This is a genomic window from Sulfitobacter mediterraneus (genome assembly GCF_003054325.1).
GTDB lineage: Bacteria > Pseudomonadota > Alphaproteobacteria > Rhodobacterales > Rhodobacteraceae > Sulfitobacter > Sulfitobacter mediterraneus.
Genome location: NZ_QBKU01000001.1, coordinates 144,946 through 166,942, shown reverse-complemented (window position 1 = coordinate 166,942; position 21,997 = coordinate 144,946). Strand labels below are relative to the sequence as shown.

Genomic DNA, 21,997 nt, shown 5'->3' with positions numbered 1-21,997 from the left:
TCAACTGCCAAAATCACCCGCGCCTGACAAAAAAGGCGGGGCAACGCCCCGCCTCGGTCGGATCGCTCAGGCGATCCGATGTATCAGCCTGCAATCATCTCGGACTGACGCACAATGACTTCGGCCTGCTTGATGCTGGCGATGTCGACCAAACGCCCCTTATAGACCGTCGCGCCCTCGCCATTGGCCTTGGCCTGTTCCATCGCAGCCAGAATTTCCCGCGCTTCGGCCACGGCTTCTTCGGATGGGGTAAACACTTCGTTGGCGATGCCGATCTGCTTTGGGTGAATGGCCCATTTGCCAACCATGCCCAGGGTCGCAGAACGGCGGGCCTGTGCGCGGTAGCCTTCATCATCCGAGAAATCGCCAAACGGGCCGTCCACGGGCAGCACGCCATGGGTCCGGCAGGCGGCAACAATCGCGGCTTGGGCCCAATGCCAGGGATCAGACCAATGCTTTTCGCCTTCCCGCAGCATGTAATAGTTTTCCTGCGTGCCGCCGATACCGGTGGTCTGCATCCCCATCGAGGCGGCAAAATCAGCGGCGCCAAGGCTCATCGCCTGCAAACGCGGTGAGCTGGCGGCAATTTCTTCGACATGCGCCACGCCCGCTGCGGATTCGATGATCACCTCAAAGGAGATCCGCTTGCTGCGCCCTTTGGCTGCTTCGATTGCGGTCACCAGGGCATCAACCGCATAGATGTCCGCCGCACAGCCGACCTTGGGGATCATGATCTGGTCAAGCCGTTCGCCGGCCTGTTCCATCAAATCCACAACATCGCGGTACCAATACGGCGTATCCAAACCGTTGATCCGCACTGAAAGCGTCTTGGTGCCCCAATCGTGCTCGCTGATCGCGGCAATCACGTTGGCCCGTGCGCTGTCTTTGTCCGAAGGGGCGACGCTGTCTTCGAGGTCAAGGTTGATAACATCCGCAGCAGAACTGGCCATCTTTTCAAAGATCGCCGGGCGTGATCCGGGGCCAAAAAGCTGGCAGCGGTTTGGGCGGGCCGGGGCGGCAGGTTGCAGGCGGAAAGACATGGGCGATTCCTTGCGGTAATATTGTTGCGTTTTCTCTGGGTTTAGCTGGTATTAAATTGCGCTGCGAGCTGCAAGAGTGTTTTCGCACGTGCAGCATTTGCAGCTGCGGCATGCAAAAATCTCGCGCCTGATCGTAGATGTGTGAGAGATTATCGCGCAGTTTTTGAAATTGACCGCAGACTCGCAAAGGATTTGCGGCAATCGTGCTTCAATATGTGCTGAAACTCAACGCTAGGAGACCGCCATGATCGAAACACCATATCTTCTTTTCCTCGGCGATGCACCGGACCAACTTGCCGCGAAAGTGGCACAGGGCATCAAAGACTGGCGGCCAGACAATGCCGTGGGCCAGTTCCGCATGGCGGGCTGCAAGGCGGATGTGGGTCTGAAAGATCTGACACTGGAAGAGGCCAAGGCCGCCGGTGCCAAGACGCTGGTGATCGGCGTGGCCAACCGGGGCGGCGTGATCTCTCAGGCTTGGAAAGAGGTGCTGATCGAGGCGCTGGGGATGGGTTTTGATCTGGCGTCCGGGCTGCACAATATGCTGCATGACGAAGGCGATCTTGTTGCGGCCTCGCAGGTGAACGGTTGCACCCTGCACGATGTGCGGGTGCCAAATGTGCAATATCCGATTGCCAACGGCATCAAGCGCAGTGGCAAACGGGTGCTCGCTGTTGGCACCGATTGTTCGGTCGGAAAAATGTACACGGCGCTGGCGCTGGATGAAGCGTTGCAGGAGCGCGGTGTGAACAGCACCTTCCGTGCCACAGGCCAGACCGGCATTCTGATCACAGGATCGGGTGTGCCGCTGGATGCAGTGATTGCCGACTTCATGGCCGGTGCGGTGGAGTATTTGACCCCTGACAATGACGAAGACCATTGGGACATCATCGAAGGGCAAGGCAGCCTGTTCCACGTTAGCTATTCCGGCGTAACCATGGCCCTTATCCATGGCGGTCAACCGGACGCTTTGATCATTTGCCATGAGCCCACACGCGAACACATGCGCGGTCTGCCGGAATACCAGCTGCCGACCATGCAAGCGGTGTCGGACATGGCGTTGACCTTGGCCAAAGTGGCCAATCCGGCCTGTAAGGTCGTGGGCATCTCCGTGAATACCCAACATATGCCCGAAGACGAGGCCAACGCCTATCTGGCGAAAGTCGAGGCAGACATGGGCCTGCCTGCGGTCGATCCATTCCGCCACGGGGCGGCGCGGCTGGCCGAAGCGCTGGAGGCATTGTAAGTCTGCATCAAGCCCCGCGCGGGGAATTGAGTTTTTTTGGCCAAATGAAGGAGCGGGTATGCGCATCGAAGTGACGCGGGACGTGTTTAAACTGGCGGAGGTGTTCACCATCTCGCGCGGATCGCGGACCGAGGCCAAGGTGCTGACCGTGCGATTGCATGCGGGCGGCGTGACAGGCTGGGGCGAATGTGTGCCCTATGCCCGTTACGGGGAAACCCTGGAAAGCGTCACCGCAGAGATCGAGGCGCTGCCTGGCGATATCACCCGTAGATCGCTTTACGATCTGTTGCCTGCGGGCGCGGCGCGCAATGCGGTGGATTGTGCGCTGTGGGATCTGGAGGCCAAGCAAGCCGGCAAGCGGGTTTGGGAATTGGCCGGTTTGGCGCAGCCGGGCCCGGAGATCACCGCCTATACGCTATCCTTGGCCAGCCCTGCGGAGATGCAGGTGCAGGCGGCCAAACATGCGCATCGGCCCTTGCTGAAGATCAAGCTGGGCACGCCCGATGACATGCCCCGGCTTGAGGCAGTGCGGGCCGGTGCGCCCAAATCAACCATTATCGTGGATGCCAATGAAGGTTGGTCCGCCGAGGTCTATGCCGATCTGGCACCGCATCTGGTCCGCCTTGGTGTGGCTTTGGTAGAGCAACCTTTGCCCGCGGGCGAGGATGACGCGCTCATTGGTCTGGACCGGCCTGTGCCGGTTTGCGCCGATGAAAGCGCCCATGATCGTGCCAGCCTGCCCAAGTTGAAGGGCAAATATGATGTGGTGAACGTCAAACTGGACAAAACCGGTGGCTTGACCGAGGCGCTGGCGCTGCGGGATGCCGCCCGCGCCGAAGGCTATGATGTGATGGTGGGGTGCATGGTTGGTTCATCGCTTGCCATGGCGCCCGCGACCCTCGTGGCGAAGGGCGCAACGATTGTAGACCTTGACGGCCCGCTTCTGTTGGCCGAAGACCGCGATGAACCTTTGATTTTTGACAAGGCCGGGGTGCATCCACCCGTGGCCGGACTTTGGGGCTAAGACATCATGCGGACAGTTTATGTAAACGGCGAATACCTGCCAGAGACCGAAGCCAGCATCTCCATCTTTGACCGCGGCTTCTTGATGGCGGACGGCGTTTATGAAGTGACGTCGGTGCTGGATGGCAAATTGATTGATTTTGACGGTCACGCCGTGCGGCTGAGCCGGTCCCTGAACGAGCTGGAGATGAACAACCCGATCAGCAAGGCGGATCTGCTGGAGGTGCACCGCGAATTGGTGCGTTTGAACGAGATTGAAGAGGGTTTGATCTATTTGCAGATCACGCGCGGATCGGATGGCGATCGGGATTTTGCTTTCCCTGACCCTGAAACAACCGTGCCGACCATTGTTTTGTTCACCCAGAACAAACCGGGTCTGGCCGACAGCCCTGCGGCCAAGCGTGGTGCCAAGATCATTTCGATTGATGACATCCGTTGGGGTCGCCGCGACATCAAAACAGTGCAGCTGCTTTATCCGTCGATGGGCAAGATGATGGCCAAGAAAGCGGGCTGTGATGATGCCTGGATGGTTGAGGACGGCTTTGTCACCGAAGGCACATCCAACAACGCCTATATCGTGAAGGGCAACAAAATCATCACCCGCGCCCTGAGCAATGACATCCTGCACGGGATCACCCGCGCGGCGGTTTTGCGATTTGCCCGAGAGGCGCAGATGGAAGTGGAAGAGCGTAACTTTACCATAGACGAGGCGAAGCAGGCGGATGAGGCGTTTACCACCTCGGCCAGTGCTTTTGTCATGCCGGTGGTCGAGATCGACGGTGTTGCACTGGGCGATGGTGCGCCGGGGCGTGTGGCGCCGCGTCTGCGTGAGATCTACCTTGATGAGATGCGCAAAGCTGCGATCTAAAACCGCGACAGAACAACCCCTGCCCCGACCAATGCCGCTGCGGCGAGGCGGGTCGGGGTGATGGCCTGCACGGCCAGACCAAAAAATCCGGCGGCGTCGATCAACAACGCCGCCGACAATTGCCCGAGGATCAATGCGGTGATCGTGGTCAATGCGCCAAGGGTTGGGATCGCCCAAAGTACCGTCCAGACATAAAATGCCCCCAGCGCCCCGCCGATGAGCAATACCGGTGGGGCCATTGTGATCCGTCCAAGCGATCCGATGTCGCCCGAAAGGCTCAGAACAGCGAGCAGCACCAGAAAGCCGACACCGAAAGATACGGCTGCGGCGGCGACACCGCTGCCGATGCTGCGGCCGAGGGCGGCGTTGATCGGGGTTTGCAAAGCAACTGCACAACCGGCGAGCGCGACAAGGCCAAGGGCAATCAGAGGGGTGTTCATAACGGGGTCTTTCGGTCAAAGAAGAAGGATCTGTCCCACTGAACCCCAAGAGGCCACCCAATGGCAAATCCCATCGACCGCGAGGCTTTGACCGCGATGACCGGCCAGATCTTGGCGCAATCAGAGTGGACCTTGGTCGATCAGGCGCGGATTGATGCCTTTGCTGAAGTGAGCGGGGATAGGCAGTTCCTGCACGTTGATCCGGCGCAGGCGGCGCAGACCGAATTTGGCGGCACGATTGCCCATGGCATGCTGACCCTGTCGATGATGTCTGGCATGGCGTTCGAGGCAATGCCGAAAGTCAAAGGGCAAAGCGCCTGCGTGAGTTACGGGTTTGATAAAGTGCGGTTTCTGGCGCCCGTGCCGGTTGGTGCGATGATCCGCGGGCAATTTACAGTGCAGGATGCCAAGGTCCGGGGGCGGGGCGATCTGATGGTGCGGGTCGGCGCGGAGGTGCAGGTGCAGGGGATGGACCGCCCCGCGCTGCGGGCGGAGTGGTTGTTGCTGTATTCGTTTTGAAAGGTGGCGGGGTGAACCCCGCCCTAGGCCTTGCCGACGTTTTCTGCGAATGCGGTTTTGAAGGCCTCTTGTTTTTCGGGTGATGCGTCGGTCTGATAGTTGGCCTTCCATTCTGCCATTGTCATCCCGTAATAGGTTTCCCGCGCCTCATCCTTGGTCATTTCGATGCCGCGCTCATTGGCCGCTTCCTGATACCAGCGGGACAGGCAGTTGCGGCAGAATCCGGCGAGATTCATCATGTCGATATTCTGCACATCGGTGCGGTCTTGCATCAGATGCTGCTGCAACCGGCGAAAGGCGGCGGCTTCAATTTCGAGCTTGGTTTGGTCGTCCATGACGGCTCCTAACTTCAGAGAATGCGTTTGGCGTAAGTGTCGCGTGCCATATCGCGGGGGTCAACGGTGAGCTGGCCGACCTGCGGCAATTGCGCGTCCAAGACCATTAGCATGTCCTGCGCCAAGGCCGCTTTGGTTGGGGTGTCGCGCCCGGTCAGCAGTTTGATTGTCAGATGGGCAAAGCTGTGGACCTTTCCCGCCATCCGTTGCTGGGCGCAGGGCAGGGCGCGCATTTTGATCGCCGCGGGGTCGGGAAATTCCGGATGATCGCTGGCGGCGGCAAAGAGCGCATCAAGCGTGTCAGAGATTTGATCGCCAGGAATGTCTGGTGAATGTTCAAGAATAAAATGCGGCATCTGTATTTCCTTTAAAGACCGGTGGCATCAAGGACTTCGGTCAGCATCGGGGCCAACCGTTTGGCCCAATGGTTTTGTCCGTCAGCATCCGAGACCAGATCATTGCGCAGCTCGATCAGGACATTTGGCCGCCCGTGTTGCAGCGCATGGCGGTCCACGGCATCGCCGGGCAAATGGCCTGAGTAGGGTTCATTGTCGCCCACGGTCAGGTCCGCCTCTTGACGGAGCCGATCCAGAAACGGATGCGCAAGCCGCGTGTCGCGGGCATAAAGGACACCGATTTCCCAAGGGCGTGGCGGGCGGCCGCGCAGTTGCGGGGTAAAGCTGTGCAAGGACAGGATCACCGTTCCGGGCCGCGCGGCAAGGCGGGTCAGGGCATCGTGATAGGGGCGGTAACACAGATCCAGCCGCCGTTCCCGTTCGTCCAGATCCGCGTGACGGTTGGCGGGAATGATCGTGCCGTCATAGAGCTTCATCAGCAAGGTTGGGTCGTCTTCACCGCGGTTCGGATCAATCACCAAACGCGAGAAGTTGGACATGATCACAGGCGCATTCAGCAACTTGCCAAGCGCCTTGCCAACTCCTGCGGTGCCCGGATCAAAGGCGATGTGGCGCGCCATATCCGCTGGATCAAGCCCCAGAGAACCACCGTTGATTTGGGGCGGCACAGTGTTGGCCGCATGGTCACAGGTGATCAGCCAGCGGGCGGGTCTGTCCTCTCCCTCGATGTGAAAAGGTTGATAGGTCATATTTGTGAAACCTTTGACTTGCATGACGGCATTCTATAAGCGCCTAAGCGACGTATTGTTATCGCTAACGAATTTTCTTTCTGTTGGCGGCTCTGCCAACCAACCAAATGAGGACGCACCATATGAAACGCCTGCGCAATGTAAAGATCGTGGCGACGCTGGGACCAGCATCAGACACTTACGACATGATCGAAACGCTGCACAAGGCGGGGGCGGATGTGTTCCGGCTCAATATGAGCCACGGCAGCCACGAAGAGATCCGCGAGAAACACACGATCATTCGCAAGGTTGAGGAAACAACCGGTAGCACCATCGGCATTCTGGCCGATTTGCAGGGGCCAAAGTTGCGTGTGGGCGTGTTTGCAGGTGACAGCGAACAATTGGACGAGGGCGCCAGCTTCCGACTGGACCTTGATCCGGCGGATGGGGATGCTTCACGGGTTTGCCTGCCGCATCCCGAGATTTTTGCCGCGCTTGAACCGGGTGCAAGCCTTTTGGTCAATGACGGCAAGATCCGCCTCAAGGTCACCGATTGCGGGGCCGATTATGCCAATTGCGAGGTGATCACCGGCGGTGTGATCTCTAACCGCAAAGGTGTGAACGTGCCGGATGTGGTGCTGCCGCTGGCGGCACTATCGGACAAGGATCGCGCGGATCTGGAATTTGTTTGCGGTCTGGGTGTGGATTGGCTTGCGCTCAGCTTTGTACAGCGCCCTGAAGATGTGGACGAAGCACGGGCTTTGGCACAGGGCCGCGCGGCGATTCTGTCGAAGATCGAGAAACCCTCTGCCGTGGACCGATTTGATGACATTCTCGCTGTAAGCGACGGCATCATGGTGGCGCGGGGCGATCTGGGTGTGGAACTGCCGGTGCAGAATGTGCCGCCGATCCAGAAACGTCTGGTGCGCAAATGCCGTGCGGCGGCCAAACCGGTGATCGTGGCCACGCAGATGCTGGAAAGCATGATCGAAAGCCCGATGCCGACCCGCGCCGAAGTGTCCGATGTGGCCACCGCAATCTATGAAGGCGCGGACGCCGTGATGTTGAGCGCGGAATCCGCAGCAGGGGATTATCCTGTGCAAGCGGTCCAGACGATGGACAACGTTGCAACCGAGGTTGAGCAAGACCCGACCTATACCCAGATCATCGAGGCCTCGCGCAAGGCCGACAGGATGACCGTCGCGGATGGCATTGTAGCCGCCGCCCGCGAGATCGCTGAAACCACCGATATCAAGGCGATCTGCTGTTTTACGCAAAGCGGGACAACCGCGTTGCTGACCGCCCGCGAGCGGCCCCGTGTGCCGATCATCGCTTTGACCCCGCTGGTGGGAACCGCGCGGCGTCTGGCGCTCAGCTGGGGCACCAATTGCGTGATCACCGGCGAATTGGAGCGCTTCAAAAGTGCGGTGGTGTCTGCCGCCAAAGCCGCCCGCAGCGAAGGCTTTGCCGGGCCGGAGGATCACATCGTGGTCACGGCGGGTGTGCCTTTCAACGTGCCGGGCAGCACAAACATCCTGCGCGTGGCACCTTGTGACGAAAGATTGATTTTTTCCTCTGATCCGGAGTAACCTACCCGCACAACGGGAGGAGAGGATGTCATGGAGCCGGATCTCGCACTTGTTTTGGGTGTAATCATCGCAGGTTTTTCTATCCCCTCTATTCTTTCGGCCATGTCTGACAGACGCGCACCGCGTGCCTCTGCGTTGACCATCCTGATCGGTGGCGGGCTGATCCTGTTTGCGGTCCAGTCACAGCCGGGCGGATATTCTCTGGGTGACGTGCCAGAGGTATTTAACAGGGTCTTCAACCGCTATTTGATCTGACCGTCGATACATGTCGGCGCGGTTGACATAGTCTTGCCTTGTTTGCGCTTTACGCGTTCTGCAATTGGTTGCAGTACAGGCGTAAATTACATGCATAGGTTATTTTGGTTTCTGGTTTTTTCGGTTCTGTCTGGTCCCACTGTTGCGGACCAAATATCAGGCGATCAACAGCGCGGGCTTGCCAAACTGGACAATGGGTCATTGATGCAGGCACAAACCAACCCCGCAACTTTGGTGAAAAGAACGTTGAACGCGTTTTTCAGTTTTGCGGTGAACGATGTCTTGACCCGGGATATTCTGGAGCAGCGTCACCGCGCCGAAATTTTGCGCCGCCGTGCGCATGTTCGGTCCGCCCTCTTTCGGTTTGATCTGGATGGCGACCATCTGGTGAGTGCTGCCGAGATCACGCAACAAGAGCCGGCGCTGAACCCGAGGGACCGGGCAGAGCTGGTCTGGCTCCGGTATGCCTTTGACGCCAACAAAGATGGGAATCTGTCCCAACCAGAGCTGATGGCGGCCGTTGACGCAGAAGTTGGGCAATTGAACATAGCCCGACTGCCCGGATCGCAGCTTTTACAATTTGACCTCAACGACGATGGGACGCTCACCGCGGAGGAAATCATTTCTGTGGTGGATCTGCTGCGCAGTGATGCCAAAGGCGAGCCAAAGGGAAAGAGCAACGACGCAAAGAAACCCAAGGTGCTGACTGCGGGCCAAAAGGAACGGGCCCGGCGCAGAGCGGAATATGACGCGCAGTTCGAAGCCAAGCGGGTTGCGCTGGCAGAAGCCGGTTTGCCTGAGATCTGCGGCTATCCGGCCAAGTCCGAAGAGGCGAGCTTGCATTGGTTGTCGGCGTTGCGCGGTGGCGCGATTTCGACAATTGCGATTGACGGTTTGCATCAGGGCACCACAGTTGTGCGGCTGCATGTCGAAAAGGGTGAGCAACCTCTCTACCTGATCGCAGGTGCGCAAACCCCTGTTATCTGGCAGTTCACCGGCGCGGTTGACCGGATTGAGCGGGTGATCACACGAAAGGGCAATGCGGTTTCCGGCCTTGACGGCAAACAGGTCCATTTTGCGCCTTCCGGCGTCTGCGTGCCCGGCCCATCAGATTTGGGGCAGGCGGTTGCACAACGGACGTTCCGAAGCACGCTTGAGATTGCCTTTGATCGGCAGCGGTTTGATGGAAAAACTTCCGAGTGGATGGGCAGCCGCACCTTTCCCAGTCATGAACGGATCATCCGCAAGGACCAGCTTGATACAGTGGACAAACCGATCCGCCGCAATGGCAAGGTCTATGAAATGGTGGATGGCACATTGCACGAGTTGGAGAATGACGAGGCCGCGCGGCGGCAGGTTCAGTACCAGTTCAATCGTGACTACCCTTATGGCGTGGTAGATATCGACCCGGAAAAGCTTGTTTTGCAGGGCAAAGCGCAGGCTTACTCGGTGCTCCCGCTTGAGGCAGGGCTGCTGCAGCTGTTGGATCAGGGGGTGCTGCGGGGGGATGCGGTGAATGTATTGGTGATTACCCGCCCGGTTGAAATGCTGCCCTCTGGGTTCAGGACGAATGGAGCCGATGGCAAGGGCCGCCGTTTCAATGTTGATCCTGAGGTTACGTTGAACATTGAGGCTGGCAATCTGAGTGATTATAACTATGAAAACCTGGAGACAGGTCGATGTGTGGACGGGGTGCCATGTGAAATGCTGCCCTCGTTGGAATGATCCGCCCGCCACCTCTTGCCAAAGCCGATACATGGGCCTATACGCCCCTCTCATCCCGTGCGACCGGCCCAAGAGGCATGCCGAGTCGCGCGATAACCGACCTAAGATAGGAGACGGAAATGCCCAAGATGAAGACGAAATCGAGCGCAAAAAAGCGCTTTAAGATCTCGGCGACCGGCAAGGTCATCGGCAGCCAGGCTGGCAAACAGCACGGCATGATCAAGCGGAGCAACAAATTCATCCGTAACGCACGTGGCACAACAGCTTTGTCTGAGCCCGATGCAAAGATCATCAAGGGCTTTATGCCCTACGCCCGCTGATAGAGGAGAGCTGAGATGTCCCGAGTTAAAGGTGGTACAGTAACCCACGCCCGTCACAAGAAGATCATCAAAGCCGCCAAAGGCTATTATGGTCGTCGTTCCAATGTCTTTAAGGTTGCCACGCAGGCGGTCGATAAGGCCAACCAATACGCCACGCGTGACCGTAAGAATCGCAAGCGGAATTTCCGCGCATTGTGGATCCAGCGGATCAACGCCGCCGTGCGTTCACATGACGAAGCGCTGACATACAGCCGTTTCATCAATGGCCTGAACATGGCCGGTATCGAAGTGGACCGTAAGGTTCTGGCCGATCTGGCCGTACATGAGCCCGAAGCCTTCGGTGCGATTGTAAAGCAAGCACAGGCTGCGCTGGCTGCCTAAGCTGGTTCAGATCTAGAATTGGAAAAGCCGCTCCGTTTGGAGCGGCTTTTTTTTTGTTTGTGCAAGTGGGCGTGTCTGGTCACGCCGCTTGACCGCCCAATGTGCCAGCCTGCCTGAGCCACTTTTCCGGCTGGCCCGGCTTGGGGTGGCTGGCCCCTGCAAAATAGCTGATCTTGGCCGGTTTGATGCCGATAAATTTCAAGATCTGGCCGCGCAGTTGGTGCAGCATGGCACCCCGGTACATCAGGCTCAAAAACCACTTTGGCGAATCCGAAGTGAGCAAAACCCGCCCCGTGCGCCCGCCAAGCATTGGCTTTGGCATGCTGCCCGGGGGCACGCGGGTGTCAAAGGCGCGGCCGGGCAGCAGAGTGCGGTCGAACAGGCCTTTCAGTTTGGCAGGCAGGCTGCCCCACCACATCGGGGTGGCAAGGACGAAGTGTTCGCACCATTCAAGATCGCTCATCACGGTTTCGAGGGCTGGTTCCAGCGGTTTGGACTTTTTGTAGCCTGCAAACTCGTAATCCATATCAAAGCTCAGGTCGTGCAGATGCGTCAGGCGAACGTCATGGCCTGCGGCGCGGGCCGCTTTGACATAGCTATCGGCAAGCGCGTGGTTCAGTGAATTGTCAGCGGGGTGTCCGTTGAGGACAAAAATGCGTTTGGGCATGAGATTCTCCAATAAATGACCGTGGTCAATTTGTTAGATTTAAAAATGACCATGGTCAATAACTAATTTGACCACGGTCAAAAACCATGCCAAACAGACCCCATGAAAGACGCCATCCAACCCCGCACCCTGAAAACCCGTGCCAAACTGACCGGCGCTGCCGAAGCCCTGATCGCTGATCACGGCTATGATGCCCTGCGTGTGGACGAGGTGGTAAAGGCCGCCGGTGTTGCCAAGGGCACCTTCTTTGCGCATTTCAAGGACAAGGATGCGCTAATGGATCTGTTGATCGGGGCCAAGATTGACGGGCTTCTGGATGACCTGGAACGCCAGCCCGTGCCAGGCTCTACCGCAGATCTGATCGCGGCAATGGATCCGATGATGCGGTTCATGACCTGCGAGCGCTATGTGTTCGATGTGATCCTGCGCCACTCCGGGGCGGCGATGTCTGACCAAATCGGACCGATTGCAAACACCTTTGGCCGGCATCTGACCGTGGTCGCGGAATGGCTGCGTGACGGGCCGTTTCGGCGTGACATCTCCGCCCTGTTGATGGCCGAGGGGGTGCAGGCGTTTCTGGTGCAGGTGATGGCCCTGCATTTCTGTGCCATCCATTCGGATGTGGATATGCAGGACCGTTTGCAGGTCTATCTCGATGCCTGGCTGATGCCCAAAGGCTAATCCGGCGCTGCTCTCCCTTGTAATCAGCCGCGTATCTGCTAGCACGTCAGCGGACTTTGAAGGACGGGCGGACCATGGACGATCTCAAGCAAAAATACCTGAGCCAGATTGCAGATGCTGCGAATGAAGCGGCGCTTGAAGATATCCGGCTTGCTGCGGTTGGCAAAAAGGGCGAAGTGGCGCTGAAAATGCGCGAGTTGGGCAAGATGACTCCGGAAGAACGGCAAGTGGCCGGTCCCGCGCTGAACGCCCTCAAGGATGAGATCAACAGCGCCCTTGCCGCCAAAAAGGCCGCGCTGGGCGATGCCGCGCTGGATGAGCGTCTGCGCAGTGAATGGCTGGATGTGACATTGCCAACTCGCGCCCGCCGCGAAGGCAGCATTCACCCGGTCAGCCAGGTCACCGAAGAGTTGACCGCGATTTTTGCTGAAATGGGGTTCTCTGTCGCCGAAGGGCCGCGCATTGACACCGATTGGTACAACTTCGATGCGCTGAACATCCCCGGCCATCATCCGGCCCGCGCTGAGATGGACACGTTTTACATGAGCCGTGCCGAAGGCGACGACCGCCCGCCGCATGTCCTGCGCACCCACACCAGCCCCGTACAGATCCGCACGATGGAGGCCGAAGGCGCCCCGCTGCGCATTATTTGCCCCGGCGGTGTGTACCGTGCCGATTATGACCAGACCCACACACCGATGTTCCATCAGGTCGAAGGGCTGGCGATCGACAAAGATATTTCCATGGCCAACCTTAAATGGGTCTTGGAAGAATTCTTTGCTGCCTTCTTTGAGATTGACGGCATCAAGACCCGCTTTCGTGCATCGCATTTTCCCTTCACGGAGCCTTCTGCCGAGGTGGATATCCAGTGTTCCTGGGTCGATGGACAGCTGCGCATCGGCGAAGGCGACGGCTGGCTAGAGGTTCTGGGTTCCGGCATGGTGCATCCCAAGGTGCTGGCCGCTGGCGGGATTGATCCGAATGAATGGCAGGGCTTTGCCTTTGGTATGGGGATCGACCGGATTGCGATGCTGAAATACGGCATCCCCGATCTGCGGGCGTTCTTTGACAGCGATCTGCGCTGGCTGCGACACTACGGGTTCGCGAGTTTGGATCAGCCGAATCTGCACGGTGGGTTGTCTCGCTAAGGAAGGGCTTGTTGATCAGGCCTGCACGGAACCAAGGCTGCTTGCAGCCGCCGTGCCATCGCCTGCCGCACCACCGGGCTGGCGATTTGGTGAGGCTGGGCCCACCCTCGACAGGTTCCAGCAAAGCCGAAACATAAATTGTCAGAGACCGGCTGTTGCTTAACCGTCCTGCGGGCAGGCGATAGCACCGCTGGGCGGGCGACTTGCGCCTTTACAAATGTCTGTGCTTGATTTCGATCCAATAGGTGATGAAGAGTGATCGCGCACCCCAACGCGCGAGTCACAACATGCCCAATATTCTCATTGTCGATTCCAACCCCGCCGCCGCCAATGCCCCGATGAAAGAGGCGCAGGGCATGACCGTTGGCGAAAACTATGCGGCGGCACTGAGCGATTGTCGGGACGATCTGAGTTTCACGATTGTCGCCCCCTATGACGGAGCGGACTTACCGTCGCTGGATGGATTTGATGGCGTGGTTTTCACGGGCTCCAGCGTGGAGTTGAACACCGACGATGACCGCGCGGCACCGGTGGCCGATGCGATGCGCAAGGTGTTTGCTCAAGGTCTGCCGACGCTTGGCTCGTGCAACGGAATGCAACTGGCGGCAAGCGTGCTGGGGGGTACTTCCGATGCATCGCCAAATGGCCGCGAGGATGGGCTGGCCAAAGGGGTTTGCATGACCGAAGCAGGACGGGATCATCCGCTGCTCAAGGGGCGCGAGGATGGTTTTGCCGTGCCCTGTGTGCATCGCGATGAGGTCAGACAACTGCCCGAGGGGGCGGTTTTGTTGGCGGGCAATGATCATTCCGGCGTGCAGGCCTTTGCCTATGAGCGGAACGGCGTGAAATTCTGGGGGATGCAGTATCACCCCGAGCTTGATCCGCAAAACCTCGGGCCAAGTCTGGGTCGGATGGACCTGCTTTCGACGCAGGAAGCGCAAGATCTGGAAATGGCTGAGCGGGATCCCGCAGCGGCAGAGCGCCTTGGCGTGCGGGTCAGCGACATGAACCCACAAACGCGCATGACGGAACTGCGCAATTGGCTGGCGTCATTGTGAAGTGACATTCCGGCGCAGGCGGCGTTCCTTGGCAGGATGATTTTGCGCCTTTTGTTGTTTCTCAATACCGTGTTGTTCACCGCCGCCATGGGCCCGTGGCAGGACTGCGAAGGCGCAAAGGCCTGCGATCTGGACGGGCGATCCTATCACATCCGTGTGCCGGATGATTGGGACGGCGATACTGCGCTGCCGGTGCTGCTGCATTTTCACGGCTGGGGACGGCAGGGCGATTTGATTGTCAAACATCAACGGATTTCTGGCCATACCCGCAGACGCGGCGTGTTGCTGATTGCACCCAATGGCCAGGGCCGCACATGGGATTTCTGGGATCAAGGCAGCGCCGATGTGCCGTTTGCCGCCGCCGTGATCGAAGATGTGGCCAAGCGGTTTCCGATAGATCGCGATCAGATATTTGTCTCGGGCTATTCCTACGGCGCTGCGATGGCGTGGCGCTATGCCTGTGAGAACGGTGATGGAGTGGCCGGTCTTTTGGCGGTGTCTGGCACGTTGCGCCAAACCGAGCATTGCCCGCAGGCCCCCAAACATATCCGCCATGTACATGGGTTTGCCGATACGGTGATGGATTTCCCGATGGGGGCGGGCGGGGATGTGACCTATCCGGTGGCCCTGTGGCGCAGGGCGCTGGGCTGCGGTGCGGGCCGCCGCTTACCCGAGTGGCAGGTTGTCAGCTTTCTGAGCTTTGAACGTTGGCACTGGGACAACTGTGATGGCGGCCATACCGTGACGCTGGATCTGCATTCGGGTGGGCATTTCATCCCCCATGGCTGGATTGGCTGGCAATTGGATCAATTGATGGGGCGTGTGCCGCAGTATCCTTAGATGCATTGAAACCTTGCGCATTTGACGATACCGAAGCCACAAGCGTTTGCACGAGGAACTGACCGATGAAATTCACCCTGTCCTGGCTGAAAGAACATCTCGATACCACCGCTTCGGTGGATGAAATCACCTATGCCCTGACCGATCTGGGCCTTGAGGTCGAAGGCGTTGAGGATCGCGGTGCGCGGCTGGCCGAATTTACACTGGGTTTTGTGAAGTCAGCGGAAAAGCATCCCGATGCGGATCGCCTGCGTGTATGTCAGGTCGAGACCGACGAAGGTGTGCAACAGATCATCTGCGGTGCGCCCAACGCCCGCGAAGGCATCACCGTGGTGATCGCCAAGCCGGGCGTCTATGTGCCGGGCATCGACACGACCATCGGCGTTGGCAAAATTCGCGGCATCGAAAGCTTTGGCATGATGGCCTCCGAACGGGAGCTGGAGCTGAGCGAAGAACATGATGGCATCATCGAACTGCCGTCCGGTGCGGTGGGTGATCGGTTTGTGGATTGGCTGGCCGAGAATGACCCGGCCAAAGTTGATCCGGTGATCGAAATTGCGATTACCCCGAACCGCCCTGATGCGCTGGGCGTGCGCGGCATTGCCCGCGATCTGGCGGCCCGCGGTCTTGGCACGCTGAGGCCCCGCGAGGTGCCCGCTGTCGAAGGGCAGTTCCCCTGCCCAATCTCCGTGACCATTGATGACGACACGCTGGACGCTTGCCCGGTCTTTTATGGCCGTCTGATCAAAGGCGTGAAAAACGGGCCAAGCCCGGCATGGCTGCAAGACAAATTGCGGGCCATTGGCTTACGTCCGATCTCGTTTCTCGTCGATGTGACCAACTATTTCACCTATGATCGCAATCGCCCGCTGCACGTGTTTGATGCCGATAAGGTTTCAGGCGGCACCTTGCGTATTCACCGCGCCAAGGGCGGCGAAACACTGGTTGCGCTGGATGAAAAAGAATACACCCTTGAGCCGGAGATGATCGTCATCTCAGACGCCGAAGGTGTAGAAAGCCTTGGCGGGATCATGGGTGGCGCGGCGTCCGGCTGTTCCGAAGAGACCGTCAATGTGTTCCTTGAAGCGGCCTATTTCGATCCGATCCGCACCGCCTATACGGGCCGGGCGCTTAAGATCAATTCGGACGCACGTTACCGGTTTGAGCGCGGGATTGACCCTGAGTGGACCCCTTACGGCATAGAACACGCCACGCAGTTGATCCTTGATCACGCGGGCGGCGAAGCCTCCGACGTGGTGGTCGCAGGCAAGATCCCCGACACCGCACGCGCCTATAAACTGGATGCCGCGCGGGTGCAGTCGCTGGTTGGCATGACCATCCCCGAAAGTGATCAGCGCCAGACGCTGACAGCGCTTGGTTTCCGCCTTGAGGGCAATATGGCCCATGTGCCAAGCTGGCGCCCCGATGTGCAGGGCGAGGCCGATTTGGTGGAAGAAGTGGCACGGATCGCCTCTCTGACCCAGCTTGAAGGCCGGCCATTGCCGCGTTTGTCCGAAGGTGTGCCACGTCCGATCCTGTCGCCGATGCAGCGCCGGATTGGCGCGGCCCGGCGGACATGCGCCGCGCTCGGGTTCAATGAATGCATCAGCTACAGCTTTATTGATCAGGCTTCTGCCGCGCTCTTTGGTGGCGGGACTGATGACACCCGTCTGGAAAACCCGATCTCTTCGGACATGAGCCACATGCGCCCCGCCTTGTTGCCCGGTCTGTTGCAGGCCGCAGCCCGCAATCAGGCGCGTGGTTTTGCCGATATGGCCCTCTTTGAGGTTGGACCGGCCTTTCACGGCGGTGAGCCGGGAGAGCAACATATGCTGGTTTCCGGTCTGATCGTCGGGCGCACTGGGCCCAAGGATGTGCATGGCGCCTCGCGTCCCGTGGATGTGTTCGACGTCAAAGCAGATGCCGAGGCGGTTCTGGCTGCAATGGGGGCGCCTGCCAAAGTGCAGATCATGAGAGGCGCGGCGGACTGGTGGCATCCGGGACGGCACGGCAAGATATGCCTTGGCCCGAAAAAGGTGCTTGGGGTTTATGGGGAACTGCACCCGCGTGTTCTGGCCGCGATGGATGTCAAAGGCCCTGCAATGGCCTTTACGCTTTGGCCGGGCGAAGTGCCTTTGCCCCGCAAATCCGGCGCGACACGGGCCGCCCTCCAGATCAGTGATCTGCAAGCGGTTGAACGTGATTTTGCCTTTGTCGTGGACGCGGATGTAGAGGCGCTGACGCTGGTCAACGCTGCCAAAGGGGCGGACAAGGCACTGATCGAAGAGGTCCGTGTCTTTGATGAATTCATCGGCGGTAGCCTCGGTGAGGGTAAAAAATCGCTGGCCATCACAGTGCGCCTGCAACCCAGCGACAAAACGTTGAAGGACGCAGACATCGAAGCGGTGGGTGCCAAGGTGATCGAAAAGGTCACCAAGGCGACCGGCGGCGTGCTGCGCGGCTGAACAGGAGGGGCTTAGATGCTCAAGGTTTATCTTTCCGGCGAAATCCACACCGACTGGCGCGAGCAGATCATCGCTGGGGCGCAGGGGCTGGACGTCAGTTTTGACAGCCCGGTCACCGATCACGCGGCCAGCGATGATTGCGGTGTTGCGATCCTGGGCGCAGAGCCGGACAAGTTTTGGCATGACCGCAAAGGCGCACAGATCAACGCAATCCGCACCCGCAAGGGCATTGCAGATGCGGATGTTGTCGTCGTGCGCTTTGGCGATCAGTACAAACAGTGGAACGCAGCATTTGATGCGGGCTATGCCGCTGCTTTGGGTAAATCACTGATCATCCTGCATGGCCCGGATCACGCCCATGCGTTGAAAGAGGTTGACGCTGCGGCCTTGGCCGTGACGCAGGAGCCGGAACAGGTTGTCCAGATCCTGCGCTATGTTTTGACGGGCGCTTTGCCCGGCTAGGCTCAGTCGCGCGGCGGTGTGACCAATCCGGTTTGCACCGCTGGACGCGCCTCAAACCGTTTGAGGTAATCAACCAGATTGCCGTGCTCTTCCCAGCCGATGGCCTCTTTCGCGCCGTAGAAATCCAGCGCCCGCAGCCATGGGGCGATGGCGATATCGGCGATTGAAAATTCTGATCCGGTGATCCATTCCTTGCCAGCCAGCTCAAGGTTCAGCACGTTGAGCAGCCGCTTGCCCTCGTTCAGGTAGCGTTCCATCGGGCGTTTGTCTTCCCATTCGGAACCGGCGAATTTGTAGAAGAATCCAAGCTGTCCAAGCATCGGGCCAAGGCCGCCCATCTGGAACATCACCCATTGGATGATCTGCGCCCGCTCAGTGGCGTTGTTCCCCAGCAGCTTGCCGGATTTCTCGGCCAGATAGATCAGGATCGCACCGGATTCGAATAGGCCAATCGGCGTGCCATCCGGGCCGTTTGGATCAATAATCGCGGGGATTTTGTTGTTGGGGTTCAGCGACAGAAATTCCGGGCTTTTGACATCTGCATCGGCAAGCGTGACCAGGTGCGCCTCATAAGGGATACCCATTTCCTCAAGTGCGATGGACGCTTTGACACCGTTTGGTGTGGGAAAGGAATAAAGCTGCAGCACATCGGGGTTCTGCGCAGGCCATTTCTTGGTGATCGGGAAGGCGGAGAGATCGGTCATGAGAGGTTCCTTTTTTGGTATGGGTAAGAGGTAGGGATTTTTCCCCGCAAATACAGAGTTTGGTCTGTGCATGTTTGTGATAACAATTGTGCAGCGGTGAACCGTTTGGTGCGAATATCAAGCCGCATATGAAAAAAGGGACGGAAAATGCTTCAAGAATTCAAAGACTTCATTGCCAAAGGCAATGTTATGGACATGGCGGTTGGTATCATCATCGGTGCTGCCTTTACCGCGATTGTCAAATCCTTGGTCAGTGATCTGATCAACCCGATCATCGGTTTGTTCACCGGCGGTGTGGATTTCACCAACAAATACGCTGTGCTGGCGGGCGAGGTTGCTCAAGGCGCATCGCTTGAGGCCGCACGAGAAGCGGGCGCGTCAGTGTTTGCTTATGGTTCCTTCATCATGGCTGTGATCAACTTCCTGATCATCGCTTATGTGGTATTCCTGTTGGTCAAATCCGTGAACAAGGCCAAAGCGGCAGCAGAAAAGCCCGAAGAGGTTGCGCCCGAGGTGCCGACAGGCCCATCCGAGCTGGATGTCTTGCTTGAGATCCGGGATTCCTTGGCCAAAGCCAAGTAATCAACCTGTCCAACCAAAACAGAAAGGCCCGCCGTTTGGCGGGCCTTTTTTCGTTGGTGCGGGCCTAGAGCAGAAAAATATTGGATTCGCCCGCATTCTGGCGCATCGCACGCACATCCGCGATCTCAGGGTCGGTGTTCCAGGCCTCGGCGGCTTCGCAGCTGGGGAAGGTCAGCAGCACGATAATCTGCGGAACAGGGCCATCGCCTTCAATCTGTTTGGGGGCGGGGCTGACGTGCAGGGCAGTGACCCCATGCTTTTCCATCGCGGGGCCTGCGGCCTCGCGGTAGCGGGCCATCATATCGGGGTTGGTGACGTTCAGGGTGACAACGGCGTAGGCGGTCATGGTCTTTCTCCTTTGTTGATAGTCGAAAAATAGGCGTTGCATGGGTGTGCGAAAACCGCGCAAGGTTGCGGAATGGATGTGCGATAATGATCGGATTGCCTATGCCCCTAGATTGGAACGATTTGAGGTTTGTACTGGAAACCGTGCGCCAAGGCGGGATCAGCGGCGCGGCGCGGGCGTTGCGGGTCAATCATGCGACAGTTGCGCGGCGGATTACCGCGGCGGAGGCGGCAATGGGTACACGCCTGTTTGACCGTCATGCCAGTGGCTATCGGCCGACCGAGGCAGGATTGGAAGCGGCCCGCAGTGCCGAGCAAATGGAAGCAGCCAGCCATGATCTGGGCCGCAGGATCGGGGCCAAAGATCAGGCGCTCAGCGGATCATTGACCATCACCGCGCCGCAGCTGTTGTTTGAGCGGGCGCTTGCCCCGATCCTGCGCCAGTTTGCAGATCGTTATCCGGCGATTGAACTCAAGGTGCTGGCGGCAAACCGCGAATTGAACCTATCGCGGATGGAGGCAGACGTCGCCTTTCGCATCTCTGACACGCCGGGCGATACGCTTGTGGGCCGCCGGGTTACGGCGCAGAACGCGACGGTTTATGTAGGCAGGGACCAGGCGGCGCGCCTCCGCGATGATCCGGCTTTGCCGCTGGATTGGGTGCGTTTTGCCCATTGGCCGGGACCACCCGAGGTGATCAAACAGAACTGGCCGAACCGGCGGGTGCGGATGACGGTTGATGATATGTACGCGGCGATTGCAGCGGTGCGCGAGAATATCGGGGCGACGCGGATGCCCTGTTTTCTGGGCGATCCTGATCCGCTGATGGAGCGGCTGCCAAATGTGCCCTTGCTGCCCTATCGGTCGCTTTGGGTGCTGGCGCATCCGGATCTGGCAAAATCAGCGAAAGTGTCCGCCTTTACCGATTTTGCTGCACGTGAGTTTGCGGCGCTGCGCCCCCTGTTTGAGGGCGCAGCAGCCTGATCAGCTGGCGATGGCTTCATCGGCTGTGATGCAATCCATGCCAAGCGCCTCGCCCACGGCGGCATAGGTCAATTGACCGGCATGCACGTTCAGTCCTGCCTTGAGATGGGCATCATCCTTGCAGGCCTGACGCCAGCCTTTGTTGGCCAGGTTCAGCATGAAGGGCATCGTGGCATTGCCAAGGGCGATGGTCGATGTGCGTGCCACGGCGCCGGGCATGTTGGCCACGCAGTAGTGCATGATCCCGTCCACGTCATAGACCGGATCTTGGTGCGTGGTTGCCTTGGAGGTTTCAAAGCAACCGCCTTGGTCAATTGCAACGTCAACGAGCGCTGCGCCGGGCTTGAGCTCGGACAGCTGGGCGCGGCTGATCAGCTTGGGTGCAGCTGCGCCCGGGATCAGGACTGCACCGATGATCATATCCGCCTCACGGGCCAGTTCGATGGTGTTCTGCGCTGAGGCATAAGACGTTTTGAAAGTGCCACCATAGACATCATCCAAATAACGCATCCGGGGCAGGGATCGGTCCAACACGGTCACATCCGCGCCCATACCGGCCGCGATGCGGGCCGCATGGGTGCCAACAACACCGCCGCCGATGACCATGACCCGCGCCGGGCCAACACCGGGCACGCCGCCCATCAACACGCCGCGACCGCCATTGGCCTTTTGCAACGTCCATGCACCAACCTGCGGTGCAAGGCGGCCTGCGACTTCTGACATCGGGGCAAGCAGGGGCAGACCGCCATTGCGGTCGGTCACGGTTTCATAGGCAATAGCCGTACAGCCGGAGGCAAGCAGATCTTTGGTTTGCTCTGGGTCGGGCGCAAGGTGCAGATAGGTGAACAGCAACTGACCTTCGCGCAGCATCTTGCGTTCGCCAGCCTGCGGCTCCTTGACCTTTACGATCATGTCCGCTTGGGCAAAGACCTCTTCTGCGGTGGCGATGATCTTGGCGCCTGCGGCCTCATAGGCAGCATCGTCAAAGCCTGCGCCAATGCCAGCGCCGGATTGCACGATCACATCGTGGCCGTTGTTCACGGCTTCCAAAGCCGCGCTTGGCGTCAGACCGACGCGGAATTCCTGGGGTTTGATCTCTGTTGGGCAGCCGATTTTCATGGTGATGACCTCTTGTTTGTAAATTGCCCGATATTTAGGCGATCTGCCGTGCAAAGAGGCACGAATAACCATGGCCAGAATGGTGTGAGATGGGATAGTCTTGCGCAGATTGCCACG

Annotated in this window: 26 protein-coding genes; 17 read left to right on the top strand and 9 right to left on the bottom strand. The window is 58.8% G+C overall.

Going from position 1 to position 21,997, the window contains the following annotated elements:
- Positions 1-83 precede the first annotated feature (83 nt).
- Positions 84-1,040, bottom strand: a complete 957-nt coding sequence (locus C8N31_RS00960; protein ID WP_025047076.1) for an L-malyl-CoA/beta-methylmalyl-CoA lyase — start codon at positions 1,038-1,040, stop codon at positions 84-86.
- A 244-nt stretch (positions 1,041-1,284) separates the two neighbouring features.
- Here C8N31_RS00960 and dgcN point away from each other — a divergent pair, with 244 nt between their 5' ends.
- Genes dgcN through C8N31_RS00945 form a run of 3 tightly spaced genes read left to right on the top strand, consistent with a single transcriptional unit; the run spans position 1,285 to position 4,177 of the window.
- Positions 1,285-2,286, top strand: a complete 1,002-nt coding sequence (gene dgcN, locus C8N31_RS00955; RefSeq protein ID WP_025047075.1) for an N-acetyltransferase DgcN — start codon at positions 1,285-1,287, stop codon at positions 2,284-2,286.
- Positions 2,287-2,344: 58 nt separating this feature from the next.
- A complete protein-coding gene (dgcA, locus tag C8N31_RS00950) occupies positions 2,345-3,310 on the top strand; it encodes an N-acetyl-D-Glu racemase DgcA (protein ID WP_025047074.1) in 966 nt (321 codons plus the stop codon).
- Between the two features lie 6 nt (positions 3,311-3,316).
- Positions 3,317-4,177, top strand: a complete 861-nt coding sequence (locus C8N31_RS00945) for a D-amino-acid transaminase (RefSeq protein WP_037917746.1) — start codon at positions 3,317-3,319, stop codon at positions 4,175-4,177.
- Here the strand turns inward: C8N31_RS00945 and C8N31_RS00940 are convergent.
- A complete protein-coding gene (locus tag C8N31_RS00940; RefSeq protein WP_025047072.1) occupies positions 4,174-4,617 on the bottom strand; it encodes a DMT family transporter in 444 nt (147 codons plus the stop codon). The two genes, C8N31_RS00945 and C8N31_RS00940, sit on opposite strands and share 4 nt — an antisense overlap.
- 60 nt (positions 4,618-4,677) lie before the next feature.
- On the opposite strand from C8N31_RS00940, the gene C8N31_RS00935 reads away from it, so the two are divergent.
- The gene (locus tag C8N31_RS00935) at positions 4,678-5,136 is read left to right on the top strand and encodes a MaoC family dehydratase (protein WP_025047071.1); all 459 of its coding nucleotides are present in this window, start codon (positions 4,678-4,680) and stop codon (positions 5,134-5,136) included.
- A gap of 23 nt (positions 5,137-5,159) precedes the next feature.
- On the opposite strand, the gene C8N31_RS00930 is transcribed toward C8N31_RS00935, so the two are convergent.
- From C8N31_RS00930 to C8N31_RS00920, 3 genes are read right to left on the bottom strand one after another with little or no spacing between them, the layout of a single operon-like run.
- Positions 5,160-5,471, bottom strand: coding sequence for a DUF1244 domain-containing protein (locus tag C8N31_RS00930; protein ID WP_025047070.1), 312 nt, complete (start codon positions 5,469-5,471; stop codon positions 5,160-5,162).
- Positions 5,472-5,485: 14 nt separating this feature from the next.
- The gene (locus C8N31_RS00925) at positions 5,486-5,827 is read right to left on the bottom strand and encodes a 5-carboxymethyl-2-hydroxymuconate Delta-isomerase (protein WP_025047069.1); all 342 of its coding nucleotides are present in this window, start codon (positions 5,825-5,827) and stop codon (positions 5,486-5,488) included.
- Positions 5,828-5,838: 11 nt separating this feature from the next.
- Complete coding sequence (locus C8N31_RS00920; protein WP_025047068.1) at positions 5,839-6,576, bottom strand: N-formylglutamate amidohydrolase; 738 nt, start codon at positions 6,574-6,576, stop codon at positions 5,839-5,841.
- Positions 6,577-6,698: 122 nt separating this feature from the next.
- On the opposite strand from C8N31_RS00920, the gene pyk reads away from it, so the two are divergent.
- The 5 genes from pyk to rplT all read left to right on the top strand — a co-directional run bounded on the left by pyk (position 6,699) and on the right by rplT (position 10,825).
- Positions 6,699-8,144: a pyruvate kinase gene (gene pyk / locus C8N31_RS00915; RefSeq protein WP_025047067.1), complete on the top strand. Its 1,446-nt coding sequence runs from the start codon at positions 6,699-6,701 to the stop codon at positions 8,142-8,144.
- 30 nt (positions 8,145-8,174) lie between these two features.
- On the top strand, positions 8,175-8,399 hold the full coding sequence (locus tag C8N31_RS00910) for a hypothetical protein (RefSeq protein ID WP_025047066.1): 225 nt from the start codon (positions 8,175-8,177) through the stop codon (positions 8,397-8,399).
- A 90-nt stretch (positions 8,400-8,489) separates the two neighbouring features.
- Positions 8,490-10,124 (top strand): EF-hand domain-containing protein, encoded by a 1,635-nt coding sequence (locus tag C8N31_RS00905; protein ID WP_025047065.1) that lies wholly within the window; start codon positions 8,490-8,492, stop codon positions 10,122-10,124.
- A gap of 119 nt (positions 10,125-10,243) precedes the next feature.
- Positions 10,244-10,444: a 50S ribosomal protein L35 gene (rpmI, locus tag C8N31_RS00900; RefSeq protein WP_025047064.1), complete on the top strand. Its 201-nt coding sequence runs from the start codon at positions 10,244-10,246 to the stop codon at positions 10,442-10,444.
- Positions 10,445-10,459: 15 nt separating this feature from the next.
- The gene (gene rplT / locus C8N31_RS00895) at positions 10,460-10,825 is read left to right on the top strand and encodes a 50S ribosomal protein L20 (protein ID WP_025047063.1); all 366 of its coding nucleotides are present in this window, start codon (positions 10,460-10,462) and stop codon (positions 10,823-10,825) included.
- A gap of 79 nt (positions 10,826-10,904) precedes the next feature.
- On the opposite strand, the gene C8N31_RS00890 is transcribed toward rplT, so the two are convergent.
- On the bottom strand, positions 10,905-11,492 hold the full coding sequence (locus C8N31_RS00890) for an NAD(P)H-dependent oxidoreductase (RefSeq protein WP_025047062.1): 588 nt from the start codon (positions 11,490-11,492) through the stop codon (positions 10,905-10,907).
- A gap of 102 nt (positions 11,493-11,594) precedes the next feature.
- On the opposite strand from C8N31_RS00890, the gene C8N31_RS00885 reads away from it, so the two are divergent.
- The 6 genes from C8N31_RS00885 (at position 11,595) to C8N31_RS00860 (ending at position 18,146) form a co-directional block, all read left to right on the top strand.
- A complete protein-coding gene (locus C8N31_RS00885; protein ID WP_025047061.1) occupies positions 11,595-12,173 on the top strand; it encodes a TetR/AcrR family transcriptional regulator in 579 nt (192 codons plus the stop codon).
- A gap of 74 nt (positions 12,174-12,247) precedes the next feature.
- The gene (gene pheS / locus C8N31_RS00880) at positions 12,248-13,321 is read left to right on the top strand and encodes a phenylalanine--tRNA ligase subunit alpha (RefSeq protein WP_025047060.1); all 1,074 of its coding nucleotides are present in this window, start codon (positions 12,248-12,250) and stop codon (positions 13,319-13,321) included.
- A 287-nt stretch (positions 13,322-13,608) separates the two neighbouring features.
- Positions 13,609-14,379, top strand: a complete 771-nt coding sequence (locus tag C8N31_RS00875) for a type 1 glutamine amidotransferase (RefSeq protein WP_025047059.1) — start codon at positions 13,609-13,611, stop codon at positions 14,377-14,379.
- Positions 14,380-14,415: 36 nt separating this feature from the next.
- Positions 14,416-15,219 (top strand): CE1 family esterase, encoded by an 804-nt coding sequence (locus tag C8N31_RS00870; RefSeq protein ID WP_025047058.1) that lies wholly within the window; start codon positions 14,416-14,418, stop codon positions 15,217-15,219.
- Between the two features lie 65 nt (positions 15,220-15,284).
- Positions 15,285-17,684, top strand: coding sequence for a phenylalanine--tRNA ligase subunit beta (gene pheT, locus C8N31_RS00865; RefSeq protein ID WP_025047057.1), 2,400 nt, complete (start codon positions 15,285-15,287; stop codon positions 17,682-17,684).
- A gap of 15 nt (positions 17,685-17,699) precedes the next feature.
- Complete coding sequence (locus C8N31_RS00860) at positions 17,700-18,146, top strand: YtoQ family protein (protein ID WP_025047056.1); 447 nt, start codon at positions 17,700-17,702, stop codon at positions 18,144-18,146.
- A gap of 2 nt (positions 18,147-18,148) precedes the next feature.
- Here the strand turns inward: C8N31_RS00860 and C8N31_RS00855 are convergent, their stop codons facing one another.
- A complete protein-coding gene (locus C8N31_RS00855) occupies positions 18,149-18,850 on the bottom strand; it encodes a glutathione S-transferase family protein (protein ID WP_025047055.1) in 702 nt (233 codons plus the stop codon).
- Between the two features lie 147 nt (positions 18,851-18,997).
- Here C8N31_RS00855 and mscL point away from each other — a divergent pair, with 147 nt between their 5' ends.
- Entirely contained in the window at positions 18,998-19,432 is a 435-nt protein-coding gene (gene mscL, locus C8N31_RS00850; RefSeq protein WP_025047054.1) for a large conductance mechanosensitive channel protein MscL, read from the top strand.
- Between the two features lie 64 nt (positions 19,433-19,496).
- Here mscL and C8N31_RS00845 read toward each other — a convergent pair whose 3' ends face one another.
- A complete protein-coding gene (locus C8N31_RS00845) occupies positions 19,497-19,778 on the bottom strand; it encodes a DUF1330 domain-containing protein (protein WP_025047053.1) in 282 nt (93 codons plus the stop codon).
- Between the two features lie 86 nt (positions 19,779-19,864).
- Here C8N31_RS00845 and C8N31_RS00840 point away from each other — a divergent pair, with 86 nt between their 5' ends.
- Entirely contained in the window at positions 19,865-20,761 is an 897-nt protein-coding gene (locus tag C8N31_RS00840) for a LysR family transcriptional regulator (protein WP_051544565.1), read from the top strand.
- Here C8N31_RS00840 and ald read toward each other — a convergent pair whose 3' ends face one another.
- Positions 20,762-21,880 (bottom strand): alanine dehydrogenase, encoded by a 1,119-nt coding sequence (gene ald, locus C8N31_RS00835; protein WP_025047051.1) that lies wholly within the window; start codon positions 21,878-21,880, stop codon positions 20,762-20,764. It lies immediately after the preceding gene.
- Between the last annotated feature and the right edge of the window lie 117 nt (positions 21,881-21,997).

What these genes read in the sequence shown, in the direction of transcription:
- pyk (WP_025047067.1), top strand. Translation starts at nt 6,699, where the DNA reads ATGAAACGCCTGCGCAATGTAAAGATCGTGGCGACGCTGGGACCAGCA.
- rplT (WP_025047063.1), top strand. Translation starts at nt 10,460, where the DNA reads ATGTCCCGAGTTAAAGGTGGTACAGTAACCCACGCCCGTCACAAGAAG.
- C8N31_RS00920 (WP_025047068.1), bottom strand. Translation starts at nt 6,576, where the DNA reads ATGACCTATCAACCTTTTCACATCGAGGGAGAGGACAGACCCGCCCGC.
- C8N31_RS00855 (WP_025047055.1), bottom strand. Translation starts at nt 18,850, where the DNA reads ATGACCGATCTCTCCGCCTTCCCGATCACCAAGAAATGGCCTGCGCAG.
- C8N31_RS00870 (WP_025047058.1), top strand. Translation starts at nt 14,416, where the DNA reads ATGATTTTGCGCCTTTTGTTGTTTCTCAATACCGTGTTGTTCACCGCC.
- ald (WP_025047051.1), bottom strand. Translation starts at nt 21,880, where the DNA reads ATGAAAATCGGCTGCCCAACAGAGATCAAACCCCAGGAATTCCGCGTC.
- C8N31_RS00875 (WP_025047059.1), top strand. Translation starts at nt 13,609, where the DNA reads ATGCCCAATATTCTCATTGTCGATTCCAACCCCGCCGCCGCCAATGCC.
- C8N31_RS00910 (WP_025047066.1), top strand. Translation starts at nt 8,175, where the DNA reads ATGGAGCCGGATCTCGCACTTGTTTTGGGTGTAATCATCGCAGGTTTT.
- C8N31_RS00890 (WP_025047062.1), bottom strand. Translation starts at nt 11,492, where the DNA reads ATGCCCAAACGCATTTTTGTCCTCAACGGACACCCCGCTGACAATTCA.
- dgcN (WP_025047075.1), top strand. Translation starts at nt 1,285, where the DNA reads ATGATCGAAACACCATATCTTCTTTTCCTCGGCGATGCACCGGACCAA.
- C8N31_RS00840 (WP_051544565.1), top strand. Translation starts at nt 19,865, where the DNA reads ATGATCGGATTGCCTATGCCCCTAGATTGGAACGATTTGAGGTTTGTA.
- C8N31_RS00925 (WP_025047069.1), bottom strand. Translation starts at nt 5,827, where the DNA reads ATGCCGCATTTTATTCTTGAACATTCACCAGACATTCCTGGCGATCAA.
- C8N31_RS00960 (WP_025047076.1), bottom strand. Translation starts at nt 1,040, where the DNA reads ATGTCTTTCCGCCTGCAACCTGCCGCCCCGGCCCGCCCAAACCGCTGC.
- C8N31_RS00945 (WP_037917746.1), top strand. Translation starts at nt 3,317, where the DNA reads ATGCGGACAGTTTATGTAAACGGCGAATACCTGCCAGAGACCGAAGCC.
- dgcA (WP_025047074.1), top strand. Translation starts at nt 2,345, where the DNA reads ATGCGCATCGAAGTGACGCGGGACGTGTTTAAACTGGCGGAGGTGTTC.
- C8N31_RS00935 (WP_025047071.1), top strand. Translation starts at nt 4,678, where the DNA reads ATGGCAAATCCCATCGACCGCGAGGCTTTGACCGCGATGACCGGCCAG.
- mscL (WP_025047054.1), top strand. Translation starts at nt 18,998, where the DNA reads ATGCTTCAAGAATTCAAAGACTTCATTGCCAAAGGCAATGTTATGGAC.
- C8N31_RS00885 (WP_025047061.1), top strand. Translation starts at nt 11,595, where the DNA reads ATGAAAGACGCCATCCAACCCCGCACCCTGAAAACCCGTGCCAAACTG.
- pheS (WP_025047060.1), top strand. Translation starts at nt 12,248, where the DNA reads ATGGACGATCTCAAGCAAAAATACCTGAGCCAGATTGCAGATGCTGCG.
- C8N31_RS00845 (WP_025047053.1), bottom strand. Translation starts at nt 19,778, where the DNA reads ATGACCGCCTACGCCGTTGTCACCCTGAACGTCACCAACCCCGATATG.
- rpmI (WP_025047064.1), top strand. Translation starts at nt 10,244, where the DNA reads ATGCCCAAGATGAAGACGAAATCGAGCGCAAAAAAGCGCTTTAAGATC.
- pheT (WP_025047057.1), top strand. Translation starts at nt 15,285, where the DNA reads ATGAAATTCACCCTGTCCTGGCTGAAAGAACATCTCGATACCACCGCT.
- C8N31_RS00930 (WP_025047070.1), bottom strand. Translation starts at nt 5,471, where the DNA reads ATGGACGACCAAACCAAGCTCGAAATTGAAGCCGCCGCCTTTCGCCGG.
- C8N31_RS00905 (WP_025047065.1), top strand. Translation starts at nt 8,490, where the DNA reads ATGCATAGGTTATTTTGGTTTCTGGTTTTTTCGGTTCTGTCTGGTCCC.
- C8N31_RS00860 (WP_025047056.1), top strand. Translation starts at nt 17,700, where the DNA reads ATGCTCAAGGTTTATCTTTCCGGCGAAATCCACACCGACTGGCGCGAG.
- C8N31_RS00940 (WP_025047072.1), bottom strand. Translation starts at nt 4,617, where the DNA reads ATGAACACCCCTCTGATTGCCCTTGGCCTTGTCGCGCTCGCCGGTTGT.